Origin of the sequence: Aedoeadaptatus ivorii, assembly GCF_900638585.1 — a bacterium.
Classification (GTDB): Bacteria; Bacillota; Clostridia; order Tissierellales; family Peptoniphilaceae; genus Aedoeadaptatus; species Aedoeadaptatus ivorii.
On the sequence record NZ_LR134523.1, the window covers coordinates 121,574 to 134,748 of the forward strand.

7 protein-coding genes and 1 rRNA gene are annotated in these 13,175 nt (G+C 53.1%); 6 read left to right on the forward strand and 2 right to left on the reverse strand.

Annotated elements, in window-relative coordinates:
• Window positions 1-6: 6 nt before the first annotated feature.
• Entirely contained in the window at window positions 7-717 is a 711-nt protein-coding gene (locus tag EL294_RS00640) for a CPBP family glutamic-type intramembrane protease (RefSeq protein ID WP_126464612.1), read from the reverse strand.
• The gene (locus tag EL294_RS00645) at window positions 714-1,490 is read right to left on the reverse strand and encodes an IclR family transcriptional regulator (protein ID WP_126464613.1); all 777 of its coding nucleotides are present in this window, start codon (window positions 1,488-1,490) and stop codon (window positions 714-716) included. The genes EL294_RS00640 and EL294_RS00645 overlap by 4 nt, the downstream gene beginning before the upstream one ends.
• A 98-nt stretch (window positions 1,491-1,588) precedes the next feature.
• On the opposite strand from EL294_RS00645, the gene EL294_RS00650 reads away from it, so the two are divergent.
• From EL294_RS00650 to EL294_RS00675, 6 genes are all read left to right on the forward strand, one after another.
• Window positions 1,589-2,749, forward strand: coding sequence for an aminotransferase class I/II-fold pyridoxal phosphate-dependent enzyme (locus tag EL294_RS00650; protein ID WP_126464614.1), 1,161 nt, complete (start codon window positions 1,589-1,591; stop codon window positions 2,747-2,749).
• Window positions 2,750-3,032: 283 nt separating this feature from the next.
• Window positions 3,033-4,169: a glycosyltransferase family 4 protein gene (locus EL294_RS00655; protein ID WP_126464615.1), complete on the forward strand. Its 1,137-nt coding sequence runs from the start codon at window positions 3,033-3,035 to the stop codon at window positions 4,167-4,169.
• 281 nt (window positions 4,170-4,450) lie between these two features.
• The gene (locus EL294_RS00660) at window positions 4,451-7,381 is read left to right on the forward strand and encodes a CehA/McbA family metallohydrolase (protein WP_126464616.1); all 2,931 of its coding nucleotides are present in this window, start codon (window positions 4,451-4,453) and stop codon (window positions 7,379-7,381) included.
• Between the two features lie 1,072 nt (window positions 7,382-8,453).
• Window positions 8,454-9,392 (forward strand): S-layer homology domain-containing protein, encoded by a 939-nt coding sequence (locus EL294_RS07860; RefSeq protein WP_164715161.1) that lies wholly within the window; start codon window positions 8,454-8,456, stop codon window positions 9,390-9,392.
• Between the two features lie 1,004 nt (window positions 9,393-10,396).
• The gene (locus EL294_RS07865) at window positions 10,397-11,107 is read left to right on the forward strand and encodes an S-layer homology domain-containing protein (protein ID WP_164715162.1); all 711 of its coding nucleotides are present in this window, start codon (window positions 10,397-10,399) and stop codon (window positions 11,105-11,107) included.
• A gap of 482 nt (window positions 11,108-11,589) precedes the next feature.
• Window positions 11,590-13,117, forward strand: a 16S ribosomal RNA gene (locus EL294_RS00675).
• The last annotated feature ends 58 nt before the right edge of the window (window positions 13,118-13,175 follow it).

Consider the following 13,175-nt stretch of genomic DNA (forward strand, 5'->3'; position numbering starts at 1 on the left):
TCGATCTTACAAGCGGCGTCCTTTGCCGTAACGAAAGTTGCGGGACACAACGGTCCCCACAGCGACGAGCAGCAAAAACAGGAGATGGTGCGAAAGGCACACGGCGCTTCCGTCGAAGGGAACGAGCAGCGCGTTGTGTAGGGCGTGTACCGCGACGGCGGTGACGATGCCGCCTTCGTCGTAAAAGGCGTCGATCAACAAAGAGATCGCCGCGCCGCGAAGGGCCTGGGTCAGTACATAAAACCCCGTCAGGTATAGGGGCGCGTGCCACAGTCCCCACAGGAGGCCGGTGGCGAGGGCGCCGTAGGGGCCGGCGGGGAGTTCGGGCCGCAGGATCTTTCGCAGAAACAGCTCTTCCGAAAAGACGAAGACGAGGGTTCCGATCAGGCCGTTGGCCGCCCGGGAAAGGGAGTGCGCCGAAAATGCCGCCCCGGCGGCAAAAAAGGTCGCGAGCGCGGCGGCGGTAAGGATCAAAAGGGGCGGAAGCAGTATGCGGCGGTCCGTATGGCGCCACCACAGCCACAAAACCCCCAGAGAAAGGGCGCCCTCTACATAAACCCCATAGGGCGTAAAGGCCGAGGCGAGGACGTAAAAGGCGAAGAGGACGAGGGCGGGAAGGCGAAACTTCTCGTTTCGCACGCCGTATAAGAGCCCCGGCACCAAGAGGGCGAGCTTCTGCGGAAGCACCCAGGGGGCGCCGAAGTAGAGGAGCATCATAACTGCAGAAGCGATCCCAGTCCCGGTTCCGCCGCCAGGGCATCCGCCACATCGGCGAGGATTTCTTCCATGCGGTCCATCCCCTTATGTGCGAGCCGGCTCGTGGGGCCCGAGAGACTGATCCCGGCGATCAGCTCGCCTCGGGCATAGATCCCCTTCGCCATACATGAGAGGCCGTACTCGTATTCCTCGCGGTCATAGGCGGTGCCGGTCTCGTCGATGGTCTTAAGATCGGCGAGAATGCTCTTCTCGTCGCAGAGGGTCGAGATGGTGCGGGGCGTAAAGACCGTATTTTCGAGATACTGCCGTCGGTCCTCCTCTTCGTACTCCGCGAGAAAAATCTTTCCGATGGCGGAGCAGTACAGCGGAGCGATGGGGATCAAATGCCGCATAATAAAAAACTCCTCGCCCGCCACCGTATCCAGCATAACGATCGCGTCGTCTACGCAGATCCCCAGGTTCAGACTCTCGCCGCTCAAGGCGACGCCCCGTTCCATAATGGGGCGGGTGACGTCGGTGAAGTTCCAGCGGTTTCGGATTTCCGCCTCAAAGGGCAAAAAGCCCAGCCCCAAACTATAACGGTCCTCGGCGTCTTTTGCCACCAGCCGGTCCGATTCCAGCGTATAGAGGATCTTAAACACGCTGGTCTTGGGGAAGTTTAGCGCCTGGGCGATCTCGCCGATGCCGTGGGAACCGCGGTGTTCCAGCAGAAAATGCAAAATTTGCAGTGCCCGTCGGACCATGGGCACGATGTATTCCGGTTTCTTTGCCATAAGGGCAACTCTCCTTTATAATAGTACCATTCGATACAGAAATGCCTGTATTTTCAGTATAGCAGATAATTTCCGACAGAAGAAACGGAGGAATGCCCATGTCCAAAGAAATCGTCGCAGCCAGATACAGAAACACCGCCGCCAGCGCCTTGGAAGAAGGCGCCGATTTGGCGAAGCGCTACGCCGATGTGGCGGATTTTACCCTGGGGGATCCCGATCTCGCCACCCCCGAGATCATCATCCGCGCGGCCGCCGAAGACGCCTTGGCGGGGCACACCCACTACACCGACAGCTGCGGAGACCCGGAGCTGATCGAAGAGATCCTCGCCTTTCAGCGTGAGGAATACGGCATGGCGCTCTCGAAAGAGAACGTCCTCGTCACCACCTCCGCCTGCCACGGTATGTGGCTCGTGCTCGAGGCGATGCTCGATCCGGGCGACGAGGTCATCGTCATCGAACCCTACTTTCCGCCCTATGCCGATCAGATCGCCATGGCGGGCGGCGTCCCCGTGTTCGTAGAGACCGATCCCGACGCGGGATTCGTGCCCGACATCGAACAGATTCGCCGAAAGATCACCGAAAAGACCAAGGCGATCATCTTGAATACCCCCAACAACCCCTCGGGTCTCACCTTAAACACCGAAACCCTGACGGAAATCGGACATCTGGCAAAGGAGGCGGATCTCTTTTTGATCGCCGACGACATCTACACCGCCTTTTCCTACGAGACGCCCTTCGTCCCCGTTGCCTCCTTAGAAGACTTCTTTTCGCGTACCGTCACCCTGCGTTCGTTCTCCAAAAACTTCGCCATGACCGGCTGGCGCATCGGCTATATCCTTGCCGATCCCGCGTTGATCCGCGCGGCGGATATCATCAACGAGAGCAATGTCTATGCCGCCCCCTCTATTTCACAGCGGGCGGCGATCCACGCCTTACGACATCGCAAAGCGGTTCAACCCGCGCTGGTGGCGGAGTTTAAGAAGCGCACCCGCCGCGCCTACGAGCGCATCCGGCGGCTGAAGAACGTGCACGTCGCCCCGCCCCGCGGCACCTTCTATCTATTTATGGACGTCCGCCCCACCGGCCTTTCGGAAGAAGAAGTATGGCGACGCCTCGCCGAAGAGGCCCACGTACTCACCGTACGGGGCAGCGGCTTCGGAAAGAGCGCAGAGGGCTTTCTGCGCCTCGCCGTCACATTGGACGTCGATGCCATCGACCGCGCCTTCGATCGCATCGAGCAAATGGAAATCTTTCAATAAACGCGAAAAAGCGCCCCTTCCGGCATCGAAGGGGCGCTTTTCGCTCTATACTTTTTAAGGAGCACGATTAGACATAGATGAATGGATGCAGGAATACACCTGCCGACTATATTTTACCACAAATTCCCCATTTGGGTAGGGGGTAGAGCGAAAGAATGTCGTAAACAAGTCTAAGAATCGGCATGGGGAACATTCGTTAGATAAAACTTTGAAAAAGTTTACGAGAATGTCATCTGTTGTAAACGCAGCTTTGGTACAATGAGCGTGAAACAAAGGAGGCACTATGCGAATCGGACTCTTTACGGACACCTATTACCCGGAGATCAACGGGGTGGCCAACTCCACCTATATGTTGCGCAACGCTCTGGAGGCCATGGGACACACCGTATACGTCATTACCTCCCGCGTAAGCGGCACGGAAAGTTCTCCGGAGGAACATATCTACCGCATTCCCAGCATCAAGCCTTATCTGGTCAAGGATCGGCATCTGGCGCTGGTGGTAGAACCCTATTGGAAGCACAAGGGCAAGCAAATGGAGCTCGATGTGATCCACACCCAGACGGAATTTACCGTCGGCATGCTCGGCATGCGGATCGCTCAAAAATTCGGCATTCCGCTGGTACATAGCTATCACACCATGTACGAAGACTACACCCATTATTTCCACGTGCCCAAGAGCGAAAAACTCAAGCCCGTGGTGCGCATGCTCAGCGCCAAATTCTGCAATTACGCCGACGGCGTCATCGTCCCCACCGACAAAGTGCGCAAAAAGCTGCACAGCTACAAGGTCTACCGCGACGTGTATGTGGTGCCCACCGGGCTCGACCCCGCCAAGTACGGCAATTGCGATGCAAACGAGGTAGAGCGCCTGCGTGCGCGCTACGGCCTCGAATCCGGCTATACCCTGCTGTATATCGGCCGCCTCGCCGAGGAAAAAAACATCGACCAGGTCATCGACCACTACAAAAAGCTCGAGGACGCGGGCGAGGACGTGAACCTCTTGATCGTCGGCGACGGCCCCGTGCGGGGAAAGCTCGAAAAACAGGCGCGGGATCTTCGTATCCGAAACATCGCCTTTACCGGCGCCGTGCCCTGGGAGGAGATCCAGAACTATTACGCCCTGGGCGATCTCTTCGTATCGGCCTCGACCTCCGAGACCCAGGGGCTCACCTACAACGAGGCGCTGGCATCGGGCTTGCCGATCTTGGTGCGCCGCGACCCCTGCCTCGAGCAGGTCCTCCGAGAGGGTGAAAACGGCATGGGTTTCGTCGGCGAGGAGGAGTTCCTAAAGGGCTATCGCGCCATCCGCGCCCTGCCCGAAGGCCTCGCGCCCGAGGCATACACCGATCGCGACTTCGCCCAAGAAGTCCTCGCGGTCTACAAAGAAATCTCGTCCGAGGCCATGCGCCACCGGGCATAAGAAGGGGAAACCCTTCTTTTTTTGTGCCCTCGCTATTTTTTACATAGCGCAGTCCTCCTTAACGGGAACTTAATCTACCCCTAATCTGAACAGTCTCTGCCTTTGCTATACTGCAATTGTTTGAAGGTCGATATATAAGTAGCAAGTATGCAGAAAGGTAGGAATGATTTCGTTGAGAAGAGGTGTGGCCCTTCTGTTGGCGCTGCTCATGGTCTTGAGCATCGTGCCCGTCGGCGCCCTTCGTCTACGGCGAGTCTAAATCCATCGGTAAGACCGTCACGGTGAAGGTAGACAATTCGCCCCAGATTTTGAACGTAAAACCCGCGAACAACGCCGAAACGCTCGACGACAAGCGGCCCGAAATCTCGGCCACCCTCTTGAATGTGTCCGACCGGGCGACGGCGACGATCTCCCTAAACGGCGGCGAGAAACAGCCCATGGTGCGCGAAGGCGCGCTCGTGCGCTACACCCCCGATACCGACCTTAAAGACGGCAAGACGGAGGCGACCATCACCGTCACCGATGGCGATGTGGTAAAGGAATATTCCTGGAAGTTCTATGTGGGCAAGGCCACCGTGAAGCACTACCGCGGCCAGATCCACTCTCACTCCAACTATTCCGACGGGGCGGGTACGCCAGAAGAAGCGATCCAATACGCATCCACCGCGGATCATATCGACTTCTTCTCTTTGACCGACCACTCCAACTATTTCGATAAAGAGGCCAATCTCGGCACCATCGACGACGAAAACAGCGGTCTGAAAGATCCCCGCGACGGCAGCAAGTCCAAGTGGAAGCGCTACAAAGAAATCGTCGAAGCCGCGCGCACCGAGGACTTCCTCCCCATCTACGGGTACGAAATGACCTGGACGAAAACCGGCGCCAACTACGGCCATATGAACACCTTTAACACGAAAGGATTCGTCTCCAGAAATAGTGATTTCTATAATGACAAAACCGATTCTAAAGGTCTGCTCCGCTACTACGAGTTAATTTCAGGCTTGGGAACCGACACTTTCTCTCAATTTAACCACCCGAGCAAGACCTTCGGCAATTTCGACGAATTCGCCTACTACGATCCCAAAGTCAACGAAAATGTAAAACTCGTGGAAATCGGCAATGGCGAAGGACCCATCCACGGCGACGGCTATTTCCCCAGCTACGACGAATACATTAAAGCGCTGGACATGGGCTGGAAGCTCGCGCCTTCCATTAACCAAGATAATCACAAGAAAAGATGGGGCGATGCAAATGACGGTCGCAATGTGGTAATCGCCGACGGCCTGACGAAAAAAGATATCATCACCGCCATTCGCAATCTAAGCGTCTATGCATCGGAAGATAAAGATATTACGGTTGATTTTACCATCAACGGTCACATTATGGGCTCTACTCTGGCTGATGCCGGAAAAACCCTGAATGTAGATATTGCCGTTGCGGAACAGGGCGGCAAAAGTATCGGAGCGGTAGACATTTTAACCACCGGCGGAAAAGTGATCAAGTCTATGGAGTCTTCCGCCGACACCGACCGCTTTACCTTTGAACTGCAAAACGACTATCCCTACTACCTCGTGCGCATCACCGAAGCCGACGGCGATTTTGTCTTTACCGCTCCTATCTGGACAGAAAAAGTAGAAGCGAAGGGAATTACGGCCCTAAGTCCCGTAGGTGGCGACGAGGCCACAGTCGGTGAAGAGAAAGAATTAAGCTATACCTTCTCAGCAGAGGGAGAAAGAATACAATCTGTTGAAGTTTACGACGGCGATACCGTCATCAGCACCAAAACAGAGTATGGAAAAGTCACTGTCGTGCCGGCAAAAGAAGGCAAGCGTCAGCTGACCCTCAAAGTAAAAACCGACGGTGGCGAATACGAGCGGAATGTCGAGCTCGTCGTTTATCCGAAAGGACTCGCCACATCGCCTATCAGCGAGGTGCAAAAAGCAAAACCGGGCGAAATCTTCCAAATCGAAGGTATCTTAACGTCCAACGCTTCCGGATACGATAAGGCCACCGCTTTCTTCGATGCCGCTTATGTACAAGATGAAACCGGCGGCATCAATATCTTCCCCATCAGCGGGAACTACAAAATTGGCGACCGCTTAAAGATCCGCGGTATCCGCGACGGCTACCAAGACGAGCGTCAGCTTTCCATTACGAGTATGGAAAAAATTGGCGAAACCACGCCGCCACAACCGACAGTCCTCCCCACAGGTAAGGTGAAAGACAATACCGGCCTTTTGATTCAAACAAAGGGCAAGGTCGTAAGCGTAGTAAAAGACGATCTCAGCGAAATTATGATCGACGACGGCAGCGGACCGATCAAGGTCTTCATCGACGGTTATATCGGGCGACCGAAATCTGATGATAAATCCATGCCGAAGATTGCAGTTGGTGACATCCTTCAGGCAACGGGTCTCGCCTCGGTCAATCCGGAAGGGGATCGCATCCGCATTCGCAATCGAAACGATGTGGTCGTTCTAAACGAAGCAAAAGAAACCGAGCCGAATACACCTGATACACCGAATCAACCGGATAAAAAACCGAAAGATGAGCAACCGACGAAACAAAATGGGGGCATCATCTTAACACCGGTAACGCCGTCTCCGGGTAAGACGGACGAAGGAAAACCTGAAACACCGGCACACCCGGTAAATCCGGTAAATAATGAAAGAAAAGGATTCAAGGACGTGAAGGCGAGCGATTGGTTTGCAAAAGATGTAGACCGCATCGTAGAGAAAAAACTCCTCGTCGGCATGACCGAAGATACCTTCGGTCCGAATGAAAAGGCGAGCCGCGCCATGATCGTCACCATGCTCCACCGCATGGCGGGGAAACCTTCTGTAGAAGGCAACCATAAGTTCACGGATATCGAAAAAGGAAGCTGGTACGAAGAAGCCGTCAACTGGGCAGAAGCTAAAGGCGTGACGGCGGGCATCAGCGAAACCGCATTCGATCCCCACGGCGACATCACAAGAGAAGCATTCGTCGCCATGATGTATCGCTACTATGTAAGCGAAGGTCTTATCGAATCCGTAGAGGGCAAGCCTCTCGACGGCGTATCCCCCTGGGCGCAAGAAGCCATGACCTGGGCGGTGGATAACAAGATCGTCGTCGGACGAGAAAATGGAAACCTCGCGGCGAAAGAAACCATTACGCGTGCAGAAATAGCGGCCATCACGCTTAGGGTAATGGATCGATTCGGCAGCAAATAGCATTAGAAAATAGAGGAACAAAAAAGAGCGAGAAATCGCTCTTTTTTGTTGGGAAGAATTACAAGATGATAGGAGTTAAGAAAAGCATAGAGAATTTAGAAGCGTCAAGAATTGCAAAAGCTGTAAAGTTCTATTTTGTAGTTAGATGCAAGTAATTATATGCATATGAATTAAGCGAAAATACAGAAAACATTTTCTCCAAAAACACGTAGTTTATCAGATGGGAAGATAAGCTTAATTTAGGAAATGAAATCTTCAAAATAAAAAGATAAAAAATAGTATACGAGAACATTTTCCTATAGTTTGTGGTAGAATAATAACAAGCAATAATCTCGTTTATGGATGATGGAATAGTTCACATTCATCATAAACGCAATATTTAAGAAAGGAGAATTCGATGAGAAAAAGATTAGGCATGTTTTTTATCCTGCTCTTACTGACCTTAACCATGAGTTTCGGTACTCCGGTGTTTGCCGGCGGAGAGAGCGAAAGCGTCCGTACCGCTAGTGACAAGTACAGCGGTGGAGGTTCAGGGAATGGAGGTGGCAGCAGCGGAGGGAGTGGAAGTGGCTATGTCTCCAGTCAACCGGTTTACTGGGAATTACCGCCCATTACGAAACGAATCCTGCTACCTGACGGTAAGACCAAGTTCCAAGGGAATATTAAATTTGATATTAAGGTAACATTGTTAATCTACAGCCCGCAGGGCCCACAACCCCTTAAGTCGATGGCAAAGCAAAATGCTTTCAGCATCGATTTTTCCAGCAATGAAATGGGAAACGGAAATAGCGTAGAAAAAAGCTATGAAATCGACACATTGGTCCGCGGCATGGTAAGCAAACTTGAACAGCAACCACCTCAACCCGGAGGCGATGGAGGCAATGGATGGCCCGGCATGCCCTATAGCGGAATTCTTGTAGAAGTTTCGGAAAGTGAAAGTAGCACCCCCGGCTTAAGCCTCGTTATGCCGGAAAAGAATCTCGTAACGATGTCGATTGACCTAATACCTGGAGGCTCCCAACCCCAACCTCGCCCGAAGGCACTTGCCCCTTCCGGGACGGTACCGCCTCAATTGGAAGGTCGTGTTCACCGGAATGGACCTGTTCTGTATGGCAATACCCGGTTTGTCAACCGCTACACACCGGACAAGCCGAACGAACCCGATTGCCCCAACGTATGTCCCAATCCCAACCAAGGTAACTGCAAACAAAACAGTTGCGACACACCCTGCAGGAGCGGTTGCCCGGACATTAACATCAACATCAACAACGAAAACAACTCCTCTGCCAACAACAACAACGTGAACAACAATACCAACGTGGGCAGAGACCAATACAATGTCAACCAAAACGCAAACCCGAACCCGAACTTAAAACTGGATCGGTACAACCACTTCGTCTACGTCCACGGCTACCCGGATCGCAGCTTCCGCCCCGAAGGCACCATCACCCGCGGCGAAATGACCGCCATCTTCCGTCGTCTCCTCGATCAAGGCACCTTCATCGGCAGTAACAGCACCGCCTTTCGAGATGTTCGCTCCGGCGACTGGTATGCATCCGATGTGGATCGCCTAAGCACCCTCGGCGTCATCTCCGGCTACCCGGACGGCTCCTTCCGCCCGAACGCCTCCGTAACCCGCGCTGAATTTGCAAGCGTCGCCGCGAAATTCGTCTCGGCGAAAAGCGGCCAAGGCTTCAGCGACCTGAACGGCCACTGGGCCCAAAACGCCATCGAAAAACTGAACAGCGCCGGCTGGGTCAGCGGCTACGGCGATGGGTCCTTCCGTCCCGATTCCGTCATCACTCGCGCAGAAGTAGTAAGCATCGTCAACCGCATGCTCGATCGACAAGCCGATGCCGGATACGTCCAAAACCACAGAGGCAGCCTGATCCAATACACCGACCTCGCCCCGAATCACTGGGCCTACCTTCCCATCATGGAAGCCTCCAACGCTCACGACTACACAAGGAATAGTGACGGATCGGAAACCTGGACGCGGCATTGGCGGTAAGAAAGGAGATCGAAATGAATAAACTGAAACATCATGTAACATCACTTGTTGCCGTTCTTTTGTGCGTACTTCTTCTTCTGCCAAGCGGCATGGCTTTTGCCGAGGGTGATGCAGGTGATGACGGTGACATTCAGCCAATTATCCTTCGCGAAAAAATCCTGCTTAGCGATCCCGACAAGCCCTTAGAAGGAACGGTTCGATATAGGATAAGTGTAACCTTGAATAATATAAGAATATGGCTTCCACCAGAAGGAAAGAAGTCCGTGGATTCGAAAACTGCATCAGAGACTTACGACGTAGATTTCACGGAACGGGAAAAAACGGACGACTATACCATGAGTCGAGATATTAATATTGCACCTTCTATCAAGGCACTTATTGGAAAATTGGAGCGAGAAGTGCAAGAGCGTATTCGAGAGGAAGGTAAAGTTTACGAGGGTCCTTTTTTTGGACCGACAGACGTATATGCCACCTACGATAGTATTACGATCCGTGTACATGAGGAGAGTGATCAGTCGAATTTGACGCTTATGCCCCAGGTTGAAAGCGGCTCCACGATACAGTACAAGATACGGGAGGGGGGGGCAGAGGATCCTGCCAGGTGTGTCCGGATACAGCATCCCAATGCTTATCTAACGGACTATGATAAAAAGATTCAAAAAAAGTTCCCCCATCCCAAGCTTAAGGTTCGTAATGGGGAAGATCCGATCTTCACTTACGGATACACACCGCCGACGCCCCTTCCGGAACCGCAACCGAAACCGCCGGCACCGAATCCCCAACCGAATCCTCCGGCGCCGAGCCCTGATCCCGGCCATGGACAAGATTCGTCTGTAACACCTAAGCCCCAACCTGCGCCCGATCAAGGCACCTGCCCGGCACCCGGAAACAACACCTGCCCGGTACCCGGAAACAACACCTGCAAGCCCGATTGCAACAGCGGTTGCCCGGACATTAACATCAACATCAACAACGAAAACAACTCCTCTGCCAACAACAACAACGTGAACAACAATACCAACGTGGGCAGAGACCAATACAATGTCAACCAAAACGCAAACCCGAACCCGAACTTAAAACTGGATCGGTACAACCACTTCGTCTACGTCCACGGCTACCCGGATCGCAGCTTCCGCCCCGAAGGCACCATCACCCGCGGCGAAATGACCGCCATCTTCCGCCGCCTGCTCGATCAAGGCACCTTCATCGGCAGTAACAGCACCGCCTTTCGAGATGTTCGCTCCGGCGACTGGTATGCATCCGATGTGGATCGCCTAAGCACCCTCGGCGTCATCTCCGGCTACCCGGACGGCTCCTTCCGCCCGAACGCCTCCGTAACCCGCGCTGAATTTGCAAGCGTCGCCGCGAAATTCGTCTCGGCGAAAAGCGGCCAAGGCTTCAGCGACCTGAACGGCCACTGGGCCCAAAACGCCATCGAAAAACTGAACAGCGCCGGCTGGGTCAGCGGCTACGGCGATGGGTCCTTCCGTCCCGATTCCGTCATCACTCGCGCAGAAGTAGTAAGCATCGTCAACCGCATGCTCGATCGACAAGCCGATGCCGGATACGTCCAAAACCACAGAGGCAGCCTGATCCAATACACCGACCTCGCCCCGAATCACTGGGCTTATCTTCCCATCATGGAAGCCTCCAACGCCCACGACTACACCCGTAACAGTAACGGATCGGAAACCTGGACACGGAATTGGAAATAAAATAAAACAACGCTTGTAAATATAAAAAGAGATCTGCTCCGGACGCGGATCTCTTTTTTAATTTTCGAGTTCAAGAAACTTAGATAATTTAAAACTATTATTATTTAGGCTCTTCCGGTTCACGCCGAAAGAATCGAAATAAAACGGTTGACACAAAATAAATTCGGTGTTACTATATGAAAGTCGCTTCGAAAGAGCGGAATCGCAAAAAAGAATTTCAAAAAAGTTCTTGACGCGGCGCTGATTTCGAGGTAGTATATACAAGTTATCTCTTGAAGGGAAAGCAAGTGTAAACAAAACTTAACAAAGTTTTAAAAAGCGCTTGACAAAGTCTTTTCGAGAAGATATACTAAATAAGCTGCTTCACCGAAGCGGCACATTGAACCAAGTTAATTAAATGGTATAAGAGAATAAACCATAACACATCTAAGCTTAAAGCGGAAACACAGTCAGTGAATCCGAGTTAGGCAAACTCAAAAGTTTTTATTGAGAGTTTGATCCTGGCTCAGGACGAACGCTGGCGGCGCGCCTAACACATGCAAGTCGAGCGATGAACCTCTTCGGATCCCTTCGGGGTGAAGAAGAGCGGATTAGCGGCGGACGGGTGAGTAACGCGTGAGGAACCTGCCTCTCACAACGGGATAGCCTCGGGAAACTGGGATTAATACCGTATGAGACCACAGTAACGCCTGTTACAGTGGTTAAAGTCACAGCGGTGAGAGATGGCCTCGCGTCTGATTAGCTAGTTGGTGGGGTAACGGCCTACCAAGGCTGCGATCAGTAACCGGCCTGAGAGGGTGAACGGTCACATTGGAACTGAGACACGGTCCAAACTCCTACGGGAGGCAGCAGTGGGGAATCTTGCACAATGGGGGCAACCCTGATGCAGCGACGCCGCGTGAGCGATGAAGGCTTTCGAGTCGTAAAGCTCTGTCCTATGGGAAGATAATGACGGTACCATAGGAGGAAGCCCCGGCTAACTACGTGCCAGCAGCCGCGGTAATACGTAGGGGGCGAGCGTTGTCCGGAATTACTGGGCGTAAAGGGTTCGCAGGCGGCTCGGCAAGTCCGATGTAAAAGGCGAAGGCTTAACCTTCGCAAGCATCGGAAACTGTCGAGCTTGAGTGAAGGAGAGGCAAGTGGAATTCCTAGTGTAGCGGTGGAATGCGTAGATATTAGGAGGAATACCGGTGGCGAAGGCGACTTGCTGGACTTCAACTGACGCTGAGGAACGAAAGCGTGGGTAGCAAACAGGATTAGATACCCTGGTAGTCCACGCTGTAAACGATGAGTGCTAGGTGTCGGGGGTCAAACCTCGGTGCCGTCGTTAACACAATAAGCACTCCGCCTGGGGAGTACGTGCGCAAGCATGAAACTCAAAGGAATTGACGGGGACCCGCACAAGCAGCGGAGCATGTGGTTTAATTCGAAGCAACGCGAAGAACCTTACCGGGACTTGAAATATTGTCGCCAATTTTAGAGATAAAATGTTTTCTTCGGAAACGGCAATACAGGTGGTGCATGGTTGTCGTCAGCTCGTGTCGTGAGATGTTGGGTTAAGTCCCGCAACGAGCGCAACCCTTACTTTCAGTTGCCAGCGCATTATGGCGGGAACTCTGGAAGGACTGCCGATGATAAATCGGAGGAAGGTGGGGATGACGTCAAATCATCATGCCCTTTATGTCCCGGGCTACACACGTGCTACAATGGTCGGTACAGAGGGCAGCGAGACAGCGATGTTAAGCGAATCTCAAAAAGCCGATCCCAGTTCGGATTGCAGGCTGCAACTCGCCTGCATGAAGTCGGAGTTGCTAGTAATCGCGGATCAGAATGCCGCGGTGAATGCGTTCCCGGGTCTTGTACACACCGCCCGTCACACCATGGGAGTTGGCAATACCCGAAGCCAGCGAGCCAACCGTAAGGAGGCAGCTGTCGAAGGTAGGGTTAATGACTGGGGTGAAGTCGTAACAAGGTAGCCGTATCGGAAGGTGCGGCTGGATCACCTCCTTTCTAAGGAAAACGGCCCTCGCCTGCGGGCGAGGCGCCATAAAGATGGTTACTTCTCTTA

What these genes read in the sequence shown, in the direction of transcription:
- EL294_RS00650 (WP_126464614.1), top strand. Translation starts at nt 1,589, where the DNA reads ATGTCCAAAGAAATCGTCGCAGCCAGATACAGAAACACCGCCGCCAGC.
- EL294_RS00655 (WP_126464615.1), top strand. Translation starts at nt 3,033, where the DNA reads ATGCGAATCGGACTCTTTACGGACACCTATTACCCGGAGATCAACGGG.
- EL294_RS00640 (WP_126464612.1), bottom strand. Translation starts at nt 717, where the DNA reads ATGATGCTCCTCTACTTCGGCGCCCCCTGGGTGCTTCCGCAGAAGCTC.
- EL294_RS00645 (WP_126464613.1), bottom strand. Translation starts at nt 1,490, where the DNA reads ATGGCAAAGAAACCGGAATACATCGTGCCCATGGTCCGACGGGCACTG.